The following is a 24,261-nucleotide window of genomic DNA, read 5'->3' on the forward strand; positions in this document are numbered from 1 at the left end:
CTAACTAAAAGCTAAGTAAAACTATGCCGAAGCTGTTAACACGTGCCCTTTCAGGGTCCCTCACCGAAACACCACCGTGTGATTTTGGCAATCCGGAAAATAATGTCCAACTTTCGCAGGAAGTCACGCCTGGCGAGCTCAAAGCGAACTGTGATCGTTACTGGCAGTTGTTGCAGACGCAGGCCCCGGCTCTGGCTGATACCATGATCCGTGCCTCTTCCTTCACTGCAGACTCTTTGCAGCAACTGCTGAGTGCGCACCCTGACGCAACTTTCTTCCGCGTCTACTATGGCGTGCGGGAGAACGGGGAGCACTTGCTGTTCATGGGACCCGTACAGGAGGAAGAAGCAGTCGCTTCGTTTTCCACGGAAAGCGAGGAAAGTCTCTACGTGGAGAACTGCTGTCACTGCCCGCCTCGCCTGAACTGCCCGAAGGATGAATTATTGGATTGGGGAGATTAATTAAAAACGGGAGGCAGGCAACAGCCTGCCTCCTGCTCTTTTGCCTATGTGGGACTTATGGATTTACTTCAGCCTGCTGGCGCTGAATCTGCTTGCCTGGCTGGCACGGTTCCGTCATCATACCACCGCGCTCCACCTGCTGGGAGGCGCGCTCCTGGTGACCTTTCTGATGGAGGGCTACAGTGCCTTTCTGATGTTCCGGCAGGTACGCAACCTGCACATTTATCAACTCCTTGCCCCGGCACAATATGCCCTTTTTGCCGCCGCACTGGGACTCACGATTTTAGGGACCGGCTGGCGAAAAGCCATCGCCTGGTCCATCCCACTTTATGTATTGCTCACGCTGCTGATCACCTATTGGTTCCAGGCTACTGAGGAGTTCAACTCTTACGCGCTGTCCCTGAAACATCTCCTCTTAGCTGTCTGGTGCCTAGTCTATATCCGGGAGGTATTCCATTTCATGAAGGTTGATCGGCTGGAGCGGGAACCTTCTTTCTGGATAGCCAGCGGCCTTCTTTTTCATGCGCTGGGCAGTTTCTTTAACGATGGCCTGATGAATACAATGCTGGGGGAGTCTTTTGAGGCTGCCCATACATTTTATTTTATCGGCGTGTTTCTGAGTTTTTTGCTTTATTTGATGACGCTTATCGCCTTCTTACTATCCGGTCGCAAGAGTAGTTCCGCCTGTTCATCAACACAGGCTGGCGTATAAGCACATACTCATATGCCTCAGACACCTATTATCATTATTGTCGGCACAGCACTAATGCTGGCGCTTGGCCTGATCATCGTTATGATTTCCCTGTCCTACCAGAAAAAGCAACTGCAGCATCAGCAGCATATCCTGCGACTGGCGGCTGATTACCGGCAGGAAACCCTGAAAGCACAGCTGGAGGTGCAGGAGCAGACGTTCCTGCACTTCTCACAGGAACTGCACGATAATATCGGGCAGCTTCTTCTGCTAGCCCGGCTGCAGCTCGGAGTGAGTGTGGAAACTACAGCGCAGGCGTCTGGGGTGTTCTTTAAAAGTCGGGGGACCCTGGACCTTGCCATGGACGAGGTACGGGCACTTTCTAGGCGCTATAACAGCCTCTATATAGACCAGCAAGAACTTCCTGACTTACTGGAGGCACACGTAGAACTTATCCGCCAGGCCGGCACGCACCGGGTGGACCTTCGGGTGGAAGGATTGAAACAACCACTCCCATCTGAGAAAAAGCTTCTCCTCTTCCGCATTGTGCAGGAAGCGCTCAGTAATATTCTGCGTCATGCCGAAGCCCGTTCCATTACTATTCTGTTACGGTACGTCGGCAATAGCCTGCATCTGCAGATAAAGGACGATGGCCGTGGGTTTGAAAACAGCCTCAGTGAGACAGGAACAGGACTCAAAAACATGCGAAACCGGGCACAACTAATAGGGGCCCGGCTCAGGATGGAGAGCGAACCTGGTGCAGGAACATTTATCTTTATAGATCTACTCTTAACTTAAACCCCATGGAAACAACACTTACTAGCACCAAAGTTGCCTTAGTAGATGACCACCGCCTCTTCCGGCAGGGTCTCAAAGAGATTATCAATAGTTTCAGTGGCTACAGCGTTTCCCTGGAAGCTGATAATGGGAAGGATCTCATCCGGAAGCTCTTCCCTGACCGTATTCCCGATATTGCCTTGCTTGACATCAGTATGCCGGAGATGGACGGTTTTGAAACTGCCCGCTGGCTGCGAGAGCATCATCCCAGCGTTAAGTTGCTCGCTCTTTCCATGCGGGATGACCACGGCGCGATCCTTAAAATGCTTAAATGCGGTGTGGATGGTTACATCCTCAAAAGTGGGGACGCCGCTGAAATGCGGATGGCACTGGACGCCCTGGAAATCAGCGGTAGCTATTTCACCGGGAGCGTCAGCGAGGTGTTGCGGTTGGATATGATCAACCCTTCACCTGCCGCCCCTGCCCTGACAAATGAGGACTTGGCATTCCTGGAGCTTATCTGCACGGATTTGCCTTACAAGGCCTTTGAGGCTCCCCTTAATATTACCGGGAGGGCAGTAGAGGCGAAGCGTGAGAAATTCTTTAGACGCTTCGGCGTTAAAACCCGCACGGCCCTAGCGGTCTATGCCATCCGTCATGGGTTGGTGCAAATTCTCTAGTTTGGGTATGTCGCTAATACCTAAGTCCAATTGGAAAATGGCCCGAGGCACCGGTTTGTCCTGCTATACAAGTGCTAAACGGCAGGTGAGCATAACCCGGGCTATGGCTTCTGTTTTCCGCTTCTTGCCGCAGACATTTTACACCGTCATAAACAAAATAGGAATAACTGCGAGGATCACCGCAGGTCGGCCAGCAGGAGCTCATCTAACCTTGCTTTTACGGAAATGCAGTCCGGTTGAGGGAACAGGCGAAGCCTACTGTACTTGACAATGGCTCTAGATATGACAGGAAAGATCGTATGCTAGATAAACAGCTGACAAAATCATCAAAAACCTCTGATCTTTATACCATATCAACTTGTTAAGTAATTTAGTCAAAATAGGGGGAGTTACTTTTGGGAGGTACTCTATCAAAATAGGCTGGAGAGTGTTTACCTGTATGTTAGCTCCTAGCCTAATTGTCTAGTGCCAGTTCAAAAACATATCAAAAATTCCTATTCTGAGCAGGCCAAATAGTAACTATGGGAAGGGCCTGTACCTGAATGTAAAGGACAGTAGCTGGCCGGAGTGACATTAAAATGACTGGAATTGGCAAAAGCAAAGCGCTGACGTCTATTGTATCGAGCTCCACGAAGCGTCTACTAAAAAGGTGTACATGAGTTGAGTAGAGATCCTCAGGTAGCGATTCTCTGTTTTAAAGGCGATTCATTGTGAAACCATGCTTCATTGCCTTTGTTGAACGGTGATGCTTAATTACCAGCAGCTTTTTCTTTGCTTTTTCTAAGAAGATGGCCGCTCAATACGTAGAAGCCGATCTTTGCCTGAAAAGGCTGTAGGTAGGGTGTCTTGCCGTGGTCGTGCATGAGGTTATACTGCATCACGCCGTAGCCCCTGATTCGCTTATAGAAGGTGTAGCTCTTGCCCACCCCCACTGACAGGCCGTTTATCCATTCCCGCTCCGTATCCTCTGCCTGGGTGGCGGTGTTCAGACGAGGCACATCCGCCTGCAGGTTCTCGTAGTGCACTCGCGCGAAGAAGCCTTTTAATACCTCCACGTCCGTAAAGGCGAAGTAGCCTAGCACCTTGTCCGAGGCGCTCACCCAAGGCTTCTCCTCCACGCTTACTGAAAGTCGGTACTGAAAGCCAGTTCCGGAGGAGAGTCTATCGGTGAACCGCCAGGCGAAGTAAGGGCCAAGGTCTATAAGGTAGCGGTCCTGTTTGCCCAGCTGCCACTGTGTCCCCACCATCACGCGTTCTGGCCAAGGTTTTCCTTTGAGCGGGTTTGCCTTGAAGAATCCCTTTGGCATGTCCTTCAGGCTCTCTATTTTGCCGTACCGCGCCTTGTACTTGTCCAGCTCTTGCCTTGCCTGTTTTAGGTTACTCTTATTGTTAGAGAAAAAAGACTGTGCTGAAGCAATGCCCGGCTGCTTAGCAATGCTTGCACCCTGTTTTGTCAAAGTCGACAGCGTAATGGCAGGCGCAGGAGGCAAGACAGAGGTTTGAAAGGATGATTTGATACTTGATGAGCCATGTCCTGTAGAAACACCACTCGTTGGAATACCTTTTTGGATAGCTCGATGAACCACCTCCTGTATTTCCTCTGGCAGAGTTTCCATGTTAAGTTTTGAGACTGCACTTCCTAACTGCTGTAGGAGCTGTTCCTCTTTTACCTCTAGCCTTCTCAGGACATCCTGATAACCTACAAGAGGAAGTTGTGCGCTGTCTGTGAGGGCTTCTGATACACTGGAATAAAAATCAGCTTTTTGGAGGCTATCCTGTTTTGTATGCTTTGCCGCTAAGTCCTGCTGGACCACATATAATTCTCTTAATCTCTCTTGCTGCTCACGTACTTGCTGCAACTGTTGTAGTATATTCTGAATGGTTTCAGGTGCCACCGCTTGCTGGGCCAAGGAGGTCAAAGAAAAAAGTAAAGCGATCAGGAATAGTAAATGTTTATAGCCCATATAGAATAATATAGATTGTATAGTCCTACAGCCTCTTATCATGTTTAGAGTAATTGAAAGAAAATTGCAAGCTCTTGGTACCTAGCACTCATTTTAACCTATTTTATTTAACCACTAGTATGATCTTAGACCTGAGCCAGATAAAAAGGTAGATGAAGATATGCTACTTTAGTCCTTTTTCATTTTTAAGCATCAAACTTTTAGACAATCCAACTTTTCTTCCTTTTACTTTATGATCCTTTCATTTAGATGGACAATCCTATTTAACATAGAGTGTTAGACTCACCCAATGCTTTAGCAGGATGATAGAATAATTTACTAAATCTTTGTAGCACTAACGGATACTTGTGAGTACTGCTATACTATATGTATCATAACTGCTAGTACTGAACATAGGGCAACCTGTCGATCTGAGTGGCACATATCTTGGCTTCAAAGTCCGTCTACTCAGCCCAGCTCACTCTGCCAATCCTTGCTGTTGTAATTAAAGCAGTAGTTTAATTAATCAGAGACAGCATATCCAAGATCCCTCTCACAACTACTTTAATACAATCAGTTTTTCATGGAAGCATTAATGCAACTACTGTCTAAGTAAACTTTTACCTTGCTCACCTTAAGGTTTTCAAGCGTTCTTCAATCTTTTGTACACCCTTTTTAAGTATACTATTGGCCGTCCTTTCATCAACTAGAACGCTATCAAAATAATAATAAATTGATTCGTATAGTGAGATATCATAAGGGTGAACTTTTAATAAAATATTATATATCTCTCCAATACCGGCAAGAGACACCTGTTCAAAATTCCTTTTATCATTTAGCAATTGAAGATAGTCTGCAGCTTTCTGAGCTAATGCAGAATTTGCCAATAATCCTGAGTCTTTTAATTCGGTAAAAAAACTTAGTATTTGATCATCAGTATATTCATCCGGAAGTTGATGTTCTAAAAGAGCTTTAACTTTATTCTGAAATTCCATCAATTCCTTAACAAATGCGTCTATCATATCTATTTATTTTTGTTCTTATCTAATAGTCTTGGAATATTATCAAGGAGCTTTTTCATTTTCCCGACTATTTTATCTCCTTGTTTCGTTAGTTGTTCTAATTCTGATCGCGTGTTACCTCCATAACGTGGATCGCATGAAGGAGATCTTTTTAAACTCCCTGGCAGCAATTGAGTGCCCGAGCTGTCCCAAAATAAAATATATTACTAAATGATGGTCCACTAAGTATGAGAGTAATAACTTTACTACTTTCAACACCTAAGATATATTCTACATCTACTCTTATAGATAATCTAGGCACCATGCCCTTGGCCCAAATATAAAACCTGATGAGCACCGGCTGAAACTAGTCCTGTAGATATCGCTGGATCCGAGCAAGTGGCATATCCCCAAAAAATTCGAACTAGAGGAAATTTCAACTACACTAAACCCGATGCGTAACAAGAAATACAAAGGCTTATTTCATTCTTCGAAAGACGCAACATATCTTCAGGATGGAACTCCATATTGCATTGCCCTTTATACTCATATATCATCCAGATTTTAATATCTTCATTTTTAATCCCAAGGTCATTAAGTTCTTGCCTCTTACTCTCTACAAGTGTGGTAAACTCCTTGATAAAATCAAAATGTGGATCAGCTTCGCCTTCTACTACTTCATATATCCAACTTCCTGTTTCGTTATTAGATCTGACACCTAATACTGCAGAAATTTTATCGTGATAAAGTTCACTTGCAGCTATTCTAAGACTATAATAAGTTTTCATATGTTTATTATTTAAAAAATTCTAGAACACTTAATCCTGTATCGTAAGTCTTTCCTTTAAAAGGTCCATTCTTGGAACCTTGCAAAATAATTTGAGTACCTTTTACTGTTATGTCTGGATTATCCCCAACTTTTTTTGCGTAGTCACCAACTTTCTTTAAAACTTTGGGTTTAATTACCCTATGGAAATAAGTAGGATTAAGTAGATATTTACCTATACTAAGGGCTTGTTGTCCCTTTCTTAATGGCCCACCTATAAAATCAGGTCCTCCTGTAACCACATTAGGATCTTCATAAGTAAAACGCTCCCAAATTGTTCCTAAGTCATATAAGAAACCATTTAAATAATCGCCACTCTCGATATAAGGGTTACTATCCCATGACCTTGGATTAGATTCCTTTAATTGTAACAATTCAGACGATTTCTTATCTTTTGTTTTATTCTTCTCCTTGTCCTTATCACCATCCTCTGTTCCACTACTCTGACCTTGTAATCGCTGCATTAAGGCTTTTATCTTACCCTGATCGCTGGTTTCAAATCCAATTGCAGTCTCAATCCATCCCTCATCCGAGTCATCTATTAAAGCACCAGTACTCATCCGCTGCTCAGCCTCCATGCTAATGCCCTCGCCGTACATGCCCGTTGGATCGATGAAGTTGAGCGGGTTGTTATACACGTAGTGATAGGGCGTGAAGGCCGCCTGCGTCTCGGCCAACGGGTCGGCCACGTGCCACCTGCCCAGTTGCGCGTCGTACATGCGGGCCCCGTAGGCCATCCAGTTGAGGTCCAGGTCCGTTTCCCGCTCCTTGCCGTTGTACTGAAAAAGGTGGTCCGGGGACCCCTGCCTTTCAATGCCTGCGAGGTTCAACCCCCACGGGTCGTAGTGGTTTTCCTGCACCATCGGCCCCTTCTGGTGCTCCACCTCCAGGTCGTCAAAGTACACCTCCAGCTTTTCGCTGATGCTGTGGCTCAGCTCAATGCGCAGGTAACCGGCCCTGCTGATGCCCGGCACGGTGAGCAGCAGCTCCTCGTGCGCCGCATTGGCGCTGGCCACGTCAAACACCGCGGCGGCGGCTGTCACCGGCACAGAGCCCGAGGTGATCGTGTCTCCCCTCTCATCGAAGAGATGGTAGTCCAGCGAGGCCTGGGGCACGCCCCCATAACCACTGCCGCCCTGAAGCGTGGCCAGGAGGTTGCCCGCGCCGTCAGTTATCGTCGTCACGCCGGCATCGGTCACCACGGCATAGCCCCCACTTCCCGCCAGCGCCCACATCACGGTGGAGAAGTCGACGTGGCTTTCCCGCAAGTCCAGGTACTTGGCGCGCACCCTCGCCCGCACCGTGTCCCCCGGCATCACCTTCAGGCTGATGCCGGGCCGCACCGCGTGTTTGTCAATGCCCTTGTGGAACCTGACTGCCTCAAAAGCCTCCCCAGTGCTGAGCCCCAGCCGCTGCCTGTCCGGATGCCTGTGGGTATGGTCAAAGATCCCGGCCACAGGGACCCGAACCGCGCCGGTGCCGAAGCCGTCAAACCCCTCCGCCTCATCGGGCCGCTCCGATTCCATGGTGGCCAGATAAATCAGCGTGTCCGCCTCGGTGAAGGTGAGGCGCAAGTTGCCCTGGTGGTCCTTGATGCTGTACTCATAGCGCCAGCCGTCGCCCTTGCCCGGCTCGCGCAGCACCCTGCCCTCGGAGGTGTGGGCAAAGAGCGTGTCACCCTGGTGCACGAACAGGCCGGAATAGTCGGTAGCAACCGGCTGCTTGCCTTCCTCGTGAACGGTCTTCCGCAGCCTGGCGCCCGTGGCCATGTAGGCGTAGGCAATATAGCCTTTGCCCGCCACGTGCACCGTGTCCGGCAGGTTCAGCAGGTTGTAGCTCACCCTGATGCCCTTGTTGCGGTCACGGGTCATGTTGCCGCTGGCGTCATAGGTGAACTCAGCCGTCGCCGTGTCCCCAGCCGCATACAGCCGGTTCATTCCGTTGTCGCGGAAATCGCCCGCCGGGCCGCTTACGGTAGCTGTGTCATTCACCGACATAAGCCTGTTGCCCTCATACCTGTACCCAAGCTCATCTACCACGCCGAAGACGCGGTCGGCGGAGCGGTCTTGCGCCTGTCCCGACCGCATACCCCGGCGCTGCAGCGAGAGAATGTTGCCGTTGGCATCGTAGCGCATACCAGCCAGCGAGTAGTCCTCCGCCCCCATGGCCCAGGCGCCGGAGGACCGCATGCGGTAATCGCCCCCGGCCAGCCGATTGGCTCTGTCGTAGCTGTAGGCATAGCCCCTGCCGACCCTGTCCCCGGCAGAAATCCAGCGCATCTCCGCCACGTGGCCGTTGTAGCGCTCCCGCCCCGGCTCACCCGGAATCAGGAGCAGGTCCGTGTTGTAGCCGTACTCCAGCCCGAACAGGTCCGGGTAGAGGCTCTCGCCTGCGTCGCCGTTCGAGGCACCGCCGTCATCAGTGAGCGTGCCATTGTTGACGGAGGTGAGCCAGCCGCGGATGTTATAGCGCATGTCTACCGACTGAAGGAAAGTGACACTGTCGGTGGAGTGCAGTTTCCTGTCCACCACCTGTCCCAGCTCGTTGTAGTCAAGGCGCGCAAGCAGTACGCGGTCCCCTCCACCGGTGCGCTGCCACGTCTCCCGCAGGCGTCCCTGGTGATCATACTTCATATCATTTCGGACCGTATACCACGCCTCGCCTTTCTCATGGGTAGTGAGGGTCTCCGTCGGGTTGCCGATGAAACTGAAGCGCGTGGTGGTTCTGTCCTCTCCGCCCAGGTGGTTCTGCGCAATGGTCTGCACCGGGCGGTACTTGTCGTCGTAATAGCTCACCCCGCTCAGCCAGCCGCGCGTGTCCAGCCTGCGCGAACTCGAGCCGGTGGCCTGCCCCCGGAGCATCACTGCGTCCTGCGCCTGGGCCACACCCGCCTCCGGCACGAAGGCATAGCCGCTCAAAGGCGCGTAGTCGTAGTCGTCATAGAAGGAGACCGTCATTAGGCTGGCCGTGTCCGCCGCCGGAAACGCGAGATTGAGGGAATACCCGAAGGCGGATCCATTCCGTTCCTCGAACAGGTGCTTCCCGGCCTGCAGTAGGTAGCTCTCGGCCGCCTGCTGCAGAGCCTCCCGGTTCCTGCTCTCGGACAGCGTGCCTGTCATGATCGGCCGCCCGAGCGCATCATATTTCACATAGCTCCACTCATCCCTCTCCGCCTGGTTGGCGTCCCTTGTCAGAATCGGCCGGTCCAGGCCGTCATAAACCGTCTCCACCAGCCCTGTTCCCGGCACCTGCTTGCTGATCACTCTTCTGCGGCCGTCGTACTCGTAGCGGAAGCACCACTTGGCGGTGAAGCTTTTATCCAACCTCGTAAGGGAGGACTCCGCTACGGCGCGAAGGCCCATGGGCTGGATCACCAGCCGGAGGTTGCCCAGCTTGTCGTACACGTGCTGGGAGATCAGGAAGGAACTCTCCGGCTCCTCCCATGAGTCTGTGATGGTGCCTGCCTTTTCCTGCGCTTTGATGCCCAGCACACGCCCGAAGCGATCCTTGTACTCCACCGTCAGTGCGCCGTGCTCATCCCGATTTTCACTAACCAACAGGTCTCCAGCCGCATAGTGCCCCTTGAGAATAAAGTCCCCACTGCCAAAGTCGTACTCCCACTCTCGCAGCTCTCCGGGCCTGTTCAACCGGAAGGCTGCCTGAGCGGCGTGCCCCGTGCCCGGTTGCCAGGCCAGGCCAGGCGCCCCCTGCTCCGTGACCCGGCTTAGCGGCGAGGCCTCGTACACTGGCACCGCGAAGGGCTTGGCGTCCTTGGCCACATTAAGGTGCGTTGTGCCCGTCGGATCGTAGAAAGCCAGCTGCTCCGGCACAGCGCTCGCTCGGTAAGCCCCGCCCTGGCCCTTGGCGTAGGGCAGGTAGGCCTTGTCCACACGGCCCATCGCGTCGTAGGTGACCGGCGTGACGATGTCCTGCTTCAAGGGGCTGGCCTGTGTGAGCACTGTCTGCACCGGCCGGCCCAGTCCGTCAAAGTAAGTAATCTGCTGTGAGAGGGAATCCATAAGCGCGTCGGCCTCTTCGGCGCTGTCTACGCCCGCCTTTTGCACCGTGTTCTCCACAATGTAGTTCATGTCCGATAGGTCCCGCGCCCGCGCCACCCTTGTTTCAGCGGAGGTCGCCGAGAGGGTTCCCATGGTCACCCGCACGCTGTAGCGGCCCGGCTCGGACACCGTCAGCGTCCGCGCCGTTTTGCCCGTAAGCTCGGTCCCATTGCGCAACCATTGATAGGAGGAGTAGGCGACATTAGTGGACAGCGTGACGCTGGCCCCCGGCAACCAGGTCGTGGAGCCGCTGACAACGGTGACTACCGGAACGGTGTGCACTGTCACCTTCACCGCGCGACGACTACTCTCGCACTCCTGCAGGCCCTGGCTGCGGGCAGCAACGTAGAAGGTAGCGGTCGAATTCACTGACCGCGTGTAGTTCGGTCCTATGTGCAGTAGCGTTCCGCCCGAGGAGGCACTGTACCAGCGGTAGGTTAGGCTCCCTGATGGGGACTGCACGGCCAGCGTCACCTCCCCCGGGCCGAAACGGGCCACTGCGGGGGCGGTGGGCGTAGCCGGAATCGGGTACACCGCCACCTGCACCCCCACGGCGGGGCCCCAGCAGCTGCCGTTGCTAGACCGCCCGCGCAGGTAGTAGGTCCCGCTCGAAGTGGCCGTGTAGGTAGCGTTGCTGTTAGCGGGATCAGCGTTCATGCCATCAGGGTTCTGTCCCTGCCAATACCAGGTTACATCCGCCGTGTGACTGACAGTACGCGTCAGTGTCTTATTTCCGCAGGGGTTGGTCGACACAGACGGCACAGCCGGGGCAGGAGGTATTTGATTCACCGTCACTTGGATAGGCACGGCTTCCCCCCAGCAGTTGGTTGCATCATTCCGGGCACGGATGAAATAAGTGCCTGTCTGGGTGGCCGTAAAGGTCTCGGCGCTGTTGACTGGATAGGTGTCCTTGCCTGTCGCCGAGAGCTGCCAGAACCAGGAAATGCCGGAAGGCGGCTGGTCCCGCGTGATGGTCTTCGGTCCGCAGACGTTGGTAGATATGATCGGCATGTTGATCGGCTGATCCACTGTGGTCACGCTCACCTGCACGGCAGCTGACACCGCTGTGCAGCCAGAACCGATCACGGTCACGGCCACGGTGTAAGAGCCCGCCTCGGTGGCCTTGTAGTTCCTGCCCGTGGCATTTACTGGGAGGTTAACGCCGTTGCGCCGCCACTGGTACGTATAATCCCCTTCCGGAGCCCACAACTGCACATTCTCTCCGTAACAGAAGGTAGTCGAGCCGCTCACAGTGACAGTGGCCGGGGGGAGTGGGTTCACCGCCACCTGCACGCTGCCGGCCATGGTGGTCGCGCAGCCCGTGGTGAAGGAACCTACCACTGTGTAGGTGCCCGCCGCCGTCTGGTTGCCGAAATTCACCTCACCTCCGTTGCCTGTCAAAGGAGACCCAATGTTTGATCCGTTAAGCCTCAGCTGGTAGCGCACCCCGCTCTGACTGCTCTGGAGCTTCACCGCCACGCCGCTGCCGCCGGCGCAGTAACTGCCGCCGCCCGTCACGCTGTAGGCGTTAGGCGCCGGGTTGGGCTGCAGCGACAGCGAGCCCGTGGCCATGTAGAAGTTGCCGTCCGGGCTCGGGCAGCCGCCCGCCGCCTGCAGGGAGCCGCTAGTGGAGGTCCAGGTCACCGTCACCGAGTTGCCGCTCTGCGTGTAGGTGCCCCCGCTCACACTCCAGAAGTCAGCCGAGCAGCCCACCTCTCCAATCGCGGTGTAGGTGTAGGTCGAGCCGACGCACACGGTGGTTGGCCCCGAGATGGTAAAGGTATAGCCCCCGTTACCCGGGTCGGGCATCAGCAGCGAAGAGGCCGCCACCTGGTCGCGCACGGACTTGGACCAGTTGCCCGGCGGCAGCACCGCCGCCTTGCCCTTGCCCGGGCCCGTCTGGGCAAGCGCGCCTAGCTGGGAGAGGAATAACATAAACAGCAAAACAAGAGCACCTGCATGGCGCAGAAGAGTGTATCGGTTTCTCATAATGTCAGGAATTACTGGCCTCGGTAATGGTACTCGTAACTTTTCAACACATTGCCCGCATCGTCCTTCACAGACTTCAGTCGGCCCCAGCTGTCGTACTCGTAGCGACTGGTGCGCCCGTTAGGAGCAGTCACGCTCTCCACTCCCGTAAGGGGATCATAAGTAAAGGTGCTCATCTGCGCGCCCGCGGGATATAACCGCACCTCGTCCACCGAGGCGGTGCCGCTAATCCTCACTGACGTGCTGCCCGATACCCGGTACTCCCGGTAGCTCCAGCCGTCGGCTGTCGCCCCTCCCCTCGGGAGGCTCACTGTACTGCCCGCTGCGCCGCTTACGGTTAGTGAGCCGCTCCCTTTCACCCACAGGGACACGATATACTCCTTGTCAGGGTTGAGCCCATCCCGCAGCATCCCGTCACCGGCTGACAGCCCGTAGTGCTTTCTGCCCGTGTAGCCCGATGCAGAGGGCACCCCTTCACTGACAAAGGCCCAATTTCCCTTACTATCCGCCTCGAAGCTTGTATAGGCGATCTCGTTCGAAGCAGCGTTCACCGCCTCGGCCACGGGATAGAGTCCCTGGTAGTCCCACAGGTAGGCTTTCTGCATCCCTCCCTCTGCTTCGAGCGAGGCCAGCTCGCGGGTATCCCCGCTCTCCCTGTAAGTATAGGACAGCCGCTTCACATAAGCGGGGTCAATACTGGCCGGTGTCCCGGCGTATTCCGCCACAGCTGTGCCCGCGAGTGGGGCTGTGTTTTGGAGCGCGTAAAAAGCGAGCGGAAAGGCACCTGCCCTGTTTTCATGCTCCGTGAGCTCTGCGTTCAGGAGCTCCGATGTACCATTCAGGAAGACACGCTTCTCCACTACCGGGCTCGCGTTGTAGGAAAATTGCCCGTCGATGTCCAGCGGGTAGCGGTAAGTGATCAGGTACTTCTCCCCGTCTCCCTTCGTCACCTCCTCCCGGGTAAGCTGGATGTGGGCCGGGTTGTCGTAATGGAACAGGCGCCGCGTGGTCACCTTCTGCGTGCTGTCAGCGGGGTCGTACAACACCTCTGTCCTTTCTGTGGGATAGCTCCACGAGGAGAACAGCGTGTAGTAAGCGATGCCAAAAGAGGGAGCCCTCGGATCGTGAAGGGGGCCGTCCACAGGCGTGTACACCACGGGCGTCACTTCCAGCAGCACCTTGGCCCCTCGCACGGCCCCGGAGTTGACCTGATCGGGGTCGTTCTCCCCGAAGGCAGTTTTGTACTTGTTTGTCACCCGCCTCACCGGCTGATATGTCCCGGTCTCTCCCCGCCAGGCATAGTCCACCGTCTCCAGCGGCAACCCGTCCACCCAGTCGTTGTTGATCACGGGCCCGAAGGGGTACTGCCACATTCCGTGACTGCCCCCCCCATGGGAAAAACTATGCGTGGTGTATCCCCTCGTCTTATCCTCGGTATAGACTGTCACCGCCGTGTAGGCAACCGCCCCTCCCTGCACGGTGCCCAAGGGGGCGAGGCTGGAGGAGGACTGGGCGTAGAAGGGGTAGCGGAGCCACATTCTCTCTCCGTACAGGTAATCCACGTGGTGCAGGTAGACGTAATCGGGGGCAAAGTTGCGAACGCCGCTCGACTTGGTGGTGTCGCCCAGGATGTGGTACTCAAACCGCTGCACCTTGGGCGTCCCCTCCACCGGGTGATCGGTGATGGACTTGACCCGCAGCCCGCCCACGACCTTGTTCATCACGCGGTTATAGCCGGGCTCCTCCCACTTTAGCTGCAGGTAGGCAGAGGACTGGAGGTTCTGCGTGACGATCTCAATAAAGTACTGACCCTGCGGCAGCGAAAAGGCCTGGCGCTCCAAGTGGCCCTGGCCCGAAAAGCTCCACATTTGGCTTCTGTCCAGACTGTAAAGCGTCACCGTGCCGCGCCCAATAGTCATGTCCGGGTTCTGCACGTCTCCCCCCGGCGATTCGTAGGAGACGTAGAGGTTCCCGGCTCCCTCCGCTACCTCAAAGTGCGCCTGTATCGTCGTGTCCGCCCAAACGGCGGTGCCGTCGCTGCCTTGGCGCGGAAGGTAGGCCGCCTGCTTGGTGCCGTAAACCGGAACGTACTCTGTCACAAACGCCTTGTTGGGCTCATAGGAAAAGACCGTGCTGCCGCCAGTCGGGTAGGTGATCTTCTTCAGAATACCCGCCTGCGCTGCCGTCGCGTCAGGCTCCCTGTTCGCTCCGTTGTGGAACCCGCGGGCAGGGTCTGCGGGCAGCAGCGTGCCCGTGGTGAATGTCTCCAGGTTGTTGATATACCCCCAGTGGTCCTGCCCCCTGCTCAGCCTGGCTGGCGGAGTGACGCCGTACTCGAACCTGTGCGGGGGAAGCCCTTCCTTCGCGACTGAAAGCAGCCTCAGGCGGTGCGTGTCAGGATCGTTTTGGTCACCAGGCGCGCTGAAATGGTCATAGCTCATTGTGTAGGTTACTACGGGCTCCTGCTCGGCATTTCGCACCTGCACCCCCGTCAGGGCCATGGCAGGGATACCGCCGGCACCGAGCAGGTCCTTCCTGGCGAAGCCGTAGGTGAAGATCACCTCATGCCCCCTGTTGGTCGTGATGCGCTTGATACGCTTGCCCGTCACGTATGTGACGCTCTCGGTGCGCTTCTCTGCCGGCAGGGGCTGATTAAAGAACTCACCGGGCACCGCAGCGTACCGTGTCTGGGAGGGCTGGTTCTTGAAGCGGTAAGAGTAAGCCTCATACTCATAATTCACCCGCTCCCCGTAGGGCGTCTCCACGCTACTGACATAGAACGTGTTATGCGGGTAATATGTAACTGAAGGGCTGGAGTTGGCGTCCCCGTAGCCCCAATAGACATAGTGGGTAGTTGCCGTCTCCATCTCCTGAAATTTGTAGACGTTGTCGCCTTCGTCGGAGACTGTGATCTCCCCGCCGGTGCCCTGTATCCCCACGCGCTGGAAAGGCATGGTATAGGGCTTGCCGTTTTGGTCATAGAAAAGCTTGAAGCTCCTGCCGTTCAGGTTGACGTAGTACAGGTCTGGCTGCGAATCGATGCTTCCGTCGGCGAAGTAGGACATATATTCATAGTCCGGATCGTTCAGCCAACCGTTGTTATGACTGTCCCAGTAATTGGGAAGCGGATCATCCTGCAGTAGCCTGGAGCTTTCCGGGACATGCAGCCAGCCGCCGCCGGAGAAGTCGTCGGGGATGCCGTGCACCGAGCTGGTGACCGACCCGCCGTAGCTCAGTGACCAGCCCAGCCCCACGTTACTGGCAACTTCATCGGCTTTCACCCCGGCGGAATGATAGCTGAGACTGATGGGCACGCTGACACCCTTAAGCTCAAGTGTGTAGAGCGGGATGGAGATATTGGGCACGCCGGTGTACAGTCCCACCGGAACGTCCCCGTACTTGCCTAACGAAGCCGCCTCCGGGGAGGCGGGAACAATGTTGAGAGAGGGGATTTGGCTGTGAGTCGGTGCACTGGTCTGCGACCAAGACTTGCATAGCGGGGAGAGCGCGACAGCAAGCGCCAGAAGCATATTTCGGAAAATCGGGAAGCGGGATGATCTGAAAATTATTTTCATATAAGGGGTTGTGTTCATAAGGGCTTGTGTTCAACAGTCGCCGTCAGCACGCTGTGCGACCGCAGGTTAGTTTACTTTCTAAAAACTCTATTTATAGCGTCAAACCTTACAGAGTCATATGTAAAGGGGGCTCTACTACCTATCGCATAACATGGTGGTTTATCCGCCTCAGCTTGGCCTCGGTAACCGAAAGGCCTAAGGCTTTAACATGCACAGGAACCTGAAAGAGAAAGAGGCTAAACCGAGCTATTGAGGCACTTCGAAGCTGTATGACGTATATCATGTTTGGAAAGTAATAGTTATAGCTATATAGCAATATACTATAAGTCAGGATATAACACAAGGAATTTCCGTCCAAAAACCTTAAACTTTAATGAGCTGAGAACACTGGTAGTAATATCAAGTCTTGAAATGCTGAAATCAGGAAAATCAAGTCCTAACAACTCTGACACCACATCAACAACTTCAATTGCTTTTTTGATACCAGCAAGCTTAATGTTATTACCGCTAAACAAGAGCTTTGGAATACTACTGGTTCACAGGTCATACTATTCGGAAATGATAGGTGTATATCTACTCTGTAGTGGTTGACCGTATATCCTTTGTTAACTCATATTAAGGACTAAGCCTATGCTTAAGTTTTTACTATACTCTACACAAGAAATACTTTAAGCATATTATGTGCGTAATTGTACATACACAGTAAGTGGCATCAGCAGCATGAAGCCGATGATGCACAATTAGGAATGATTGATTATAGAAACACGTTAGAATGAAAGATCCTCGTCTGTTCTCCATGTTAGAAATGCTTCTATCTGTTGCCCTGTATACAAGCACCTTCTCCCAACACTTGGTTTAAGAGGTATTAGTTGCCAAAGATCATCCAGTGTTGAAGCGTGATTTTAGAAACGCCTAACGAACCAGCAGTTTCTTTTCCTATGTATCGTTTAAAGAGCTTGCTACAGTACTCTTAATGTGTGGCAATAGCATTTTAATCCCTGCAGATTCATATAGACTATTGATTCCTGAGAGTTGATCCAGACCTAACAACACAAATTGTAATCTTGATGTTTGTGACTGTTGCTGAACTAACATGTTTCTTCCTGTTTAGATCGTCAGCGTTCCCATAAGATATACATTTCCCTTCCTAAAACACAACTAACTCTTGTGCTTTAGGAATTCTTTCAGCCAAGCTTAAGAACTAAACACTATACTCTGCGGCATACTTGAGCTGACAGAAGTGAATATTAACAAAGAAATTTGATCGAATTATTGTAAGAAATCACTGTATGTAGCATGTGAAAGGCACTTTTGATTAAGCTTAATTCTTTGTGAAAAAGCCGCGTTTACCCTTTGTGACACCTGAAAATCAGTACTTGCAAATAGTATTGTTAAGTGGCTTTTTTATTTACATACTTCTCACTCTAATTACTACTTTAAATAATAATTGAATTTGTTTCGGCTTGAAGCGCTATTGGCCACTAATCAGATCATAATCCCTAAAATTCTTTGTTGGAAGTTAATATGGCGCTGGATAAGGAGGGTCAAACTTTTAAACATCTTAAAAGAGAATGTAAAAACCGCACCAACAAATTTTCACATTCCAAGTATATGATAATTATTGAATAATACTAATAATTTATTTAACAATATGAAACAGTTATACCTTTTAATTCTATTGTTCATTCTACCAATATCAAGTAAGGCTCAATTCCCTGCTTTTGCGAATTTTGAAGGAAACAGAGTTTATGTAGACAGCAGCGCTAATACGAAGCCTTTTCGCGATAAATATTCTATTGGTAATAGTATCGATGCAGCATTCGCAAATGACATCGCTAATGCGGCAATTCGTAGAGAAAAGATTTATTTAAAGGCGATAGAGTTAACAAAAGCAAAGCCAGAACTTTCTTTAAAGCAAAAGAACAATGTAATCATAGCACTTCGAGATAGTATTGCTTTCATCAGGGAAGTTAGAAATTATTATTCATCTGTCAATAAGTTTACTGGAGTACCACGAAAGAGAGCAAGTTTTTTTCCAGTAAAAAGAGCAGCGCATTCAAGATTTTTTTATCAGGGCCCTCAGAGCAAGAACTTTGATTTCTTATCCAACTTCGTACTTCAGAGCAACTTAAATAAAACTGCAATTTCCTCTGATTTGATTAGTGGCGCTTTAGCGGTATTTCAATTTACACTCTCTACCACTGTAAATGATAACAGTGATACCACCGCCCACGAAATAGTCAACAACAAACTTCTATACGGCGCTCTGCTAAATGGTAGACTCAGCTATCCAATATTTTATCGAGCGAATAAGCATATCGCTGTATACATCCCAATAAGTATAAAGGGCTCAATTGACAATGTTGCTGTTAATGATGAAACCTCCACAGATGATACATTCTATTTTGGGGAGGCCTCAACCTCAATGTATGTAAGGTTACCTATCCGGTATACGTCATCTGACGATAATGTAAGCATATTTACTAATGCTAAGATTGGCTATATAGATGGTGGAAGTAAATTTTATGACAAACTAGAAAGTATCCGTCACGGCTTTTGGCTATCACAAGCTACTGTAGGTATTGAGGTAGACAATAGGTTCCGGATAGCAGTGAATATTCCATTATACTCTTCCGAAAAAAGTATAACAAACAACAACGCAACTACTATCGGCATTCAGATTGATCCTAAATTTTTATCTCTCAACTAGAGCAGACATTCCACAAACCTTAGCTTCGATTCGTACACATCAGGAAGGAATATATCAAGGGATGTGTTTTTTCAAAGTTGAAAAGAAGCAAATTACTTAATAGTATCTGTATGCGGTGTTACTAGGGAAAACTCTCTAAAATTTTTAAAAAAAACGGGCTTCTCTGCTGAGGAACAGAAAAGGGGAAGGGATAATCGATATTGAGGGGGAGGTGCGGGGTGCCCCCGTTACTATGTCCAGCCTTCGTCCTTTGCTATCGGTGGGTGATCATTCATAGCTAATTATCGTCTACAACCTTCTTAACCTCCTTAGGAAGATGTATCAACTTCTCCTCAAGATAGGTAAAACCATACCTGATAGCGATAGACTTTAGAATATCATAAAAGCCCTTTTCTCCGGAATCTATGTCCATATCTTGGAAAGAGTATTTCTCTTTCTCCAATCCGTAGTATAAGTCTTTTATTTTATAAGTAAAATCTTCAGGTAATTCCCTTTGCAATACATCATACTCTTCAAGCTCGATGTATCTATCACCAGCGTTTTCAGCTTCTTTGAAAATGCGGTTGAATTTTTGAACTCTCCTATAGCCTATGAAAGTAACTGTGGCAGAGGCTTGAGCTTCGTATCAGGTAGCTTAATCTTACTAAACTTGTTCAAGTAGTCTTCATTAAATATATAAGTTTTGCTATCCTTATCATCTACGGCTTGAATATTTCCATAATACCGCACGTTGGTTTGCCTCTTTTTCATCTCACGTACCTTTGCGTTCATTTGTGCCGTGACAGGTGCATCGCTTTTAGTAAGCTTGAATACATTCGGGCTTACAGCCCTATAGAAGTGGCATGTTCGTGCTCCAGCGGCGCAAACCCTTCAATTGCTATAACTTAACCTACATCGTAGGTGCCCTCCAGGCGACCCACAAAACCTATAAACCATATCTCCAAGTCCTGTAACAAATGCACATATTCAGCGGCCTTACAGGTACTCCACCTTTTTAAGAGTATCAGGGAGAGAAGGATCATGGAGCACTTATTCTATTCATTCGGTAACCTGAAAAGCCCAGCTTGTAAAAATCATGATGCTTCAAACAAGATGTTTTGCTATCAAATCAGCACCACCAATATTTTCTTCTTTTATAATCCTACTTGAGGGGACAATCGGCACCAGGAATTTACCTGTTCCAGTAAGCAAAAAGTTGAGGAGCATAATAATCTCGTTTCTTTTTCCATCAATCAGATCCATATTCTCAACAGCCTTGCGAATCTTTGTTTTATCACCTTCCAAGCCTAAGGCCATAAGCATTGCATAGAAGTTAGCATGATGGTTATAGCTTGGATTCTCGTGATAAAAATTAGTCCCAAACAGGGTTATAATCATTTTTAGCTCAGTCAGTAAAGATGCAATCTTTATGAAACTGGATTTAAATTGCTCCGTTTTAAACTCAGACATTTTAAAATACGCCTCAACCAATACTTTATCCCTCCTATAAAGCTTGCCGGTATTCAGGGCAGCCTGTGTGTCATCTACTGCTTCTATTAACTGGTCAAGAAACAGCTCCCAAATACAGGACACTCTGAAAGCAGGTCTTTCAAAGGCGGTTAAATGCTTTTCGAGAAGTTTTTTATCTTCTTGCAGGTATAGCGTCTCAAAGGACTTTGGTCCACCTCTTTCAGGTTCTCTATCCCTTAGGACATTGATCAACTCTTGAAGTGACTCTTGATACTCACTGTCATTTGTGAAGTCAATATGAATCAGTGGTGCAAGAATGGATGGCTTTTCGCAAGATTTCCTGAGTAAAGGGATGATCGTTCTAAGTTTTGCCGCAGGGTCACGCATGATGGCGGTGGAGCGCTCCAATACAACCCAATCGGAACTCAAAGCTTGTGGGGACAGTACTAGTCCTAGAAACCTACTACCGGTCAGGCCCCTGTTGAGTTCTTCCGGTAGATTAGCCCCGGGTCTGATATCCCATTTGTCAAAAAACACCTTTAATGGGGGACCCTGCGTATCATTCTCGATATCAAAGGCTAATTTTTCCGTCCAGGGCTTGTCAGCACCATTGTGACTAAGGAAAATGTCATAGATATAAGGCATATAGCATTGTGGTTATATTGTCAAAATGCACCCTAACAACCTGTATTGTTTTTCGCAATCGAAGTCCCCGATTACCGTATAGGATAGGCATCCCTCCTAAACATTGAGTAAATTGTGCCGTAACTATTTTGGCCTACATAGTCAAACTGTCGGAACATTACCTTTCACAATTTTCTGCTTACAGGATTCAACCCTGCTTTAGTGCATTAATTACGGACTTCTATGACGTCTTCTACTTTTCAATAAATCCTATTATTGTTTCACGATCAGCCGAATTCGCTCTGCGACCTTGGCTAATGCTGCCTCTTGGTTTTGCCAGAGACTGACTGGTTGCAAATAGCCATTTGAGTTTTTAGGAATAATCTCGAAATCACTCAATTTAAAGGACTGACTTTCATCATCTGAGCTGATATGGGGAATGCCTGCCAAATCTAGAGGTTCCAGGAGTACGGGGATAATGGTTGCGTTTCTTTTCCTGAAATTTTCGAACACAAGATTGAGCTCATTGGTCCAGATGTAATCACTGGCAATGAAATCCGCCGATAGAAGAAGTATAAATATATCTGCCTCGTTTAATTTTTTCTTTATGGAAGTATCCCACAACTCTCCCGGCAATATTTCCATATCATCCCATGCTTCAATTTCCTTAGCACGACGGAGACCCGCCAAATGGGTCCGTAGCCTGACTAGCCAAGAAGAGTTTTGATGGGAGTAAGACAAAAACACCCGTTTCGCTTCCGGAACCGGCAAATCCATGATTAAAGCAAATTTCTTTGTGATAAGCCATTTGTTTGTATTACTTGCTTTAATTTTTGCTTCAACAGAATGTAACACCAGATCTGAATAATTAATGTAGTTTTTTCCATCATAGGATAGTTGCAGCTCAAGATCTTTTAGCTGGTTACTAAAGTTCTGATTGGAGGAAATGGGTAGAGAGGCTGCTGATGTGGCTTGCATTTTAACATTAAGTAAAACGAGTATCTCTTCGAATACCTCTTTTATGAGCTTTAGCTGGTTATTGTCGTCTTTTTCTACGCCTATCATGATGACTCCTTTATTTGGGTCTCCATCGGGGTATAAGCCTTTGATAAGAATTCTGAGGTTGTTCTTTTTAAATAAGATGCCATGTTTCCAAAAGTATCGAAACTCTGTACTACTGTCCTTGGCAAAATAAATTAACAGGCCGTGTAATACCTTTTTATAATAGAAAACGGGCATTTTAACCCACAGCGAAGAATCCCAGGCAGCATTGGAAGCTATCTTGAAAAGATCTTCAATCGGATGATTATCCGGCAAATACTGAGGAGCAAGAAAAAAATTCTCTCCTTTTACAGGATGGCTGAACACTAAATCTAAATGACGAGCTATCTCTAAGAAGACTTTTCTTACATCTTCCTCTGCCTCCAGTAAAATTTCACTTTCACAGAACTCTCCGCCTTTTGCATGTACATCCTTGTCTAAAACCTCATATACTGTCTTAGCCAACAGGTCAGGTCTTAAAAAAATCTTATCATTCAGATTTTCTATTGTTGGGAAGTACACGACAATGCCTCCTCTGTCAAGCCATCGGGGCAAAGTGTATACCTCTTCTTGTGTGAGAGGACTATCTAAGACAGCATTACAAATTCTTTCAAAGTCATCAACCTGAATCCAAAGATTATGTTTAAGCGCTTGATGAAAAGGGTTATTTTGCAACTTTACTTCATCAGATTCTTTGAGAAACAATATTTCATTCCTTACTTTATGCCAGTGGTGGGGAATGGGGGCACTGTCAGCGCTCTTCGAGATTAAGAACCCTAACTCTGATATAAAATGCTGCAGTGAATTATACTGACGGATATTGTTCCTGTCGCTTCCTTTCTTAAGACTTATGTGAAAGGAATCTTTTATAAGATATTTATCATGCTTAGGTTGATCTATTCGCTGCTTATCTTCAATAGGGTCATCAGTTTTATTCTGCACAGCAATTAAAGTGACGTCTTTACTGCCACAGCTATAGAACTTAACGGTATCCAGCCAATACTGCAGTTCAAAATTTTCCAGTTCATACTGATGAGGATCCGTATCATGCAGCTTTGTCTTGATTTTACCGTTTTTGTCATTTTCACTGCACCACAATACAATATAGACCGAATTGGCACTTAAGAATAGCCTGTATGCCCCGTGGTAGTATTCCTGTCCACCAAAATCCCAAAAACTTACGGCTATGTTCCTTAACTCGGGAAATGCTTTTTCATCTGGTAACCACCGGGTTACTTCAAGCCCATGGGTTGAATTTCGTTCACCTGTGAAACTACCTGACTTCAAATAATTGACAAGATTAGTCTTTCCTACATTACTGTTACCAAGCAATACCACTTTAACATCCCGTGTTTTTTCAAGAACAATGGTGTTTTTTTTAAGATCTTGGTAAAACACATGGGTTGGATCATGTGGTAGTCCAGCCAAATCACGTCCCGGATAACTTTTTAAAATATTTGCCTTAGTATCATCCAGCGCATGGTAGTCCGGAATGAAATCATGGAAAATGAATCGGGGTTTCTCATGAGCGTTAAAATAGGCCTTCAATTGGATCGGATCGCCTGACTCAAACACATCCGCAGGGCAATCCTCGACCGGGCATGTTAAACAGGAAAACTCTTCAAGACTGGGGAATTCAGTAAGAGGTTTAATTTGTCTTACCTGATTTTCATTAAAATGAATTCGCCTGAGGCCTTTAAGCTGGTTTAACGCTTTTAAATCTGTTACATTATTATTATTGAAAAGAAGCGTATGTATGTTTGTGAGTGATTGCAAAGGCAATAAATCCTCAATACGGTTATTGCTGAAATGCAATTGCTTTAGATTTTTAAGTCGGGAGAGTGGGTCGATATTCTCTATTCTGTTATCACTAATGCGCAATATTCTGAGTTTTGACAGGTTAGCTAAATTAGTGATCGAAAAACTGCTCAGATTCCCTTTAGATATACTTAAAATATGCAGGTTTTTCAAATTGGATAAAAATTGTGCATCTTTTATAAAAACATTATTCAGGTATAAGGCTGTCAGGGATTTAAGCTTGGCAATTTCATGGATGTTTTCGATAAACAGTTGCTTATCAGCTCTGCCGGTGATAACTATTTTCTTTAAGTTTTTTAACTTGTCTAATCCATCCGGCAGTCTTGAAAACTTGTTTGTACGACCGGTATTATATGAAAAGACGTAGCTATTCCTCATTAGATCGAAGTATCTTTCGTTACCGATTATCAACTCTTCCAGCCAGCCTAACTCCGTCACTTCCTGTGGAATACTATCCATTCCGCAATTACTAAGATCTAAGGTGCGACTCTGAATGTGTTTATTCTCTTCAATCAGGTCATAAGCTTGACTTGCTCCCGGTAACATGGCAGAATTTTTCATTTCTTCAAATATGAGATTCAATAAAAATAACTTCGGTAAACCTAAATTTTAAGACAT

12 protein-coding genes are annotated in these 24,261 nt (G+C 49.1%); 5 read left to right on the forward strand and 7 right to left on the reverse strand.

The window, feature by feature from the left end; genetic code table 11:
• The first annotated feature begins 23 nt into the window (after positions 1 to 23).
• From AC5FX6_RS11300 to AC5FX6_RS11315, 4 genes are read left to right on the forward strand one after another with little or no spacing between them, the layout of a single operon-like run.
• Positions 24 to 461: a hypothetical protein gene (locus AC5FX6_RS11300; protein WP_493597160.1), complete on the forward strand. Its 438-nt coding sequence runs from the start codon at positions 24 to 26 to the stop codon at positions 459 to 461.
• A gap of 46 nt (positions 462 to 507) precedes the next feature.
• Positions 508 to 1,173, forward strand: coding sequence for a hypothetical protein (locus AC5FX6_RS11305; protein WP_493597161.1), 666 nt, complete (start codon positions 508 to 510; stop codon positions 1,171 to 1,173).
• Positions 1,174 to 1,185: 12 nt separating this feature from the next.
• Positions 1,186 to 1,950 (forward strand): sensor histidine kinase, encoded by a 765-nt coding sequence (locus AC5FX6_RS11310; RefSeq protein ID WP_493597162.1) that lies wholly within the window; start codon positions 1,186 to 1,188, stop codon positions 1,948 to 1,950.
• A gap of 5 nt (positions 1,951 to 1,955) precedes the next feature.
• Positions 1,956 to 2,609, forward strand: coding sequence for a response regulator (locus AC5FX6_RS11315; protein ID WP_493597163.1), 654 nt, complete (start codon positions 1,956 to 1,958; stop codon positions 2,607 to 2,609).
• Positions 2,610 to 3,358: 749 nt separating this feature from the next.
• Here the strand turns inward: AC5FX6_RS11315 and AC5FX6_RS11320 are convergent.
• The 5 genes from AC5FX6_RS11320 to AC5FX6_RS11340 all read right to left on the reverse strand — a co-directional run bounded on the left by AC5FX6_RS11320 (position 3,359) and on the right by AC5FX6_RS11340 (position 16,019).
• Positions 3,359 to 4,225, reverse strand: coding sequence for a hypothetical protein (locus AC5FX6_RS11320; RefSeq protein WP_493597164.1), 867 nt, complete (start codon positions 4,223 to 4,225; stop codon positions 3,359 to 3,361).
• Positions 4,226 to 5,181: 956 nt separating this feature from the next.
• A complete protein-coding gene (locus tag AC5FX6_RS11325; protein WP_493597165.1) occupies positions 5,182 to 5,574 on the reverse strand; it encodes a hypothetical protein in 393 nt (130 codons plus the stop codon).
• A gap of 419 nt (positions 5,575 to 5,993) precedes the next feature.
• Positions 5,994 to 6,341, reverse strand: coding sequence for a hypothetical protein (locus AC5FX6_RS11330; protein ID WP_493597166.1), 348 nt, complete (start codon positions 6,339 to 6,341; stop codon positions 5,994 to 5,996).
• 7 nt (positions 6,342 to 6,348) lie between these two features.
• Positions 6,349 to 12,426, reverse strand: coding sequence for a DUF6443 domain-containing protein (locus tag AC5FX6_RS11335; RefSeq protein WP_493597167.1), 6,078 nt, complete (start codon positions 12,424 to 12,426; stop codon positions 6,349 to 6,351).
• Positions 12,427 to 12,437: 11 nt separating this feature from the next.
• Positions 12,438 to 16,019: an RHS repeat domain-containing protein gene (locus AC5FX6_RS11340; RefSeq protein ID WP_493597168.1), complete on the reverse strand. Its 3,582-nt coding sequence runs from the start codon at positions 16,017 to 16,019 to the stop codon at positions 12,438 to 12,440.
• A gap of 1,633 nt (positions 16,020 to 17,652) precedes the next feature.
• Between AC5FX6_RS11340 and AC5FX6_RS11345 the strand changes: the two genes are divergently transcribed.
• The gene (locus AC5FX6_RS11345) at positions 17,653 to 18,711 is read left to right on the forward strand and encodes a hypothetical protein (protein WP_493597169.1); all 1,059 of its coding nucleotides are present in this window, start codon (positions 17,653 to 17,655) and stop codon (positions 18,709 to 18,711) included.
• Between the two features lie 1,083 nt (positions 18,712 to 19,794).
• Here AC5FX6_RS11345 and AC5FX6_RS11350 read toward each other — a convergent pair.
• Positions 19,795 to 20,805, reverse strand: a complete 1,011-nt coding sequence (locus AC5FX6_RS11350; RefSeq protein WP_493597170.1) for a toll/interleukin-1 receptor domain-containing protein — start codon at positions 20,803 to 20,805, stop codon at positions 19,795 to 19,797.
• Between the two features lie 252 nt (positions 20,806 to 21,057).
• Positions 21,058 to 24,204 (reverse strand): leucine-rich repeat domain-containing protein, encoded by a 3,147-nt coding sequence (locus AC5FX6_RS11355; RefSeq protein ID WP_493597171.1) that lies wholly within the window; start codon positions 24,202 to 24,204, stop codon positions 21,058 to 21,060.
• Positions 24,205 to 24,261: the final 57 nt, after the last annotated feature.

Source organism: Pontibacter sp. LHS2, assembly GCF_058932845.1.

Excerpts from the sequence above, each read along its gene's own strand:
- AC5FX6_RS11300 (WP_493597160.1), top strand. The coding sequence starts at position 24 with ATGCCGAAGCTGTTAACACGTGCCCTTTCAGGGTCCCTCACCGAAACA.
- AC5FX6_RS11305 (WP_493597161.1), top strand. The coding sequence starts at position 508 with ATGTGGGACTTATGGATTTACTTCAGCCTGCTGGCGCTGAATCTGCTT.
- AC5FX6_RS11310 (WP_493597162.1), top strand. The coding sequence starts at position 1,186 with ATGCCTCAGACACCTATTATCATTATTGTCGGCACAGCACTAATGCTG.
- AC5FX6_RS11315 (WP_493597163.1), top strand. The coding sequence starts at position 1,956 with ATGGAAACAACACTTACTAGCACCAAAGTTGCCTTAGTAGATGACCAC.
- AC5FX6_RS11320 (WP_493597164.1), bottom strand. The coding sequence starts at position 4,225 with ATGGAAACTCTGCCAGAGGAAATACAGGAGGTGGTTCATCGAGCTATC.
- AC5FX6_RS11325 (WP_493597165.1), bottom strand. The coding sequence starts at position 5,574 with ATGATAGACGCATTTGTTAAGGAATTGATGGAATTTCAGAATAAAGTT.
- AC5FX6_RS11330 (WP_493597166.1), bottom strand. The coding sequence starts at position 6,341 with ATGAAAACTTATTATAGTCTTAGAATAGCTGCAAGTGAACTTTATCAC.
- AC5FX6_RS11335 (WP_493597167.1), bottom strand. The coding sequence starts at position 12,426 with ATGAGAAACCGATACACTCTTCTGCGCCATGCAGGTGCTCTTGTTTTG.
- AC5FX6_RS11340 (WP_493597168.1), bottom strand. The coding sequence starts at position 16,019 with ATGAACACAACCCCTTATATGAAAATAATTTTCAGATCATCCCGCTTC.
- AC5FX6_RS11345 (WP_493597169.1), top strand. The coding sequence starts at position 17,653 with ATGAAACAGTTATACCTTTTAATTCTATTGTTCATTCTACCAATATCA.
- AC5FX6_RS11350 (WP_493597170.1), bottom strand. The coding sequence starts at position 20,805 with ATGCCTTATATCTATGACATTTTCCTTAGTCACAATGGTGCTGACAAG.
- AC5FX6_RS11355 (WP_493597171.1), bottom strand. The coding sequence starts at position 24,204 with ATGAAAAATTCTGCCATGTTACCGGGAGCAAGTCAAGCTTATGACCTG.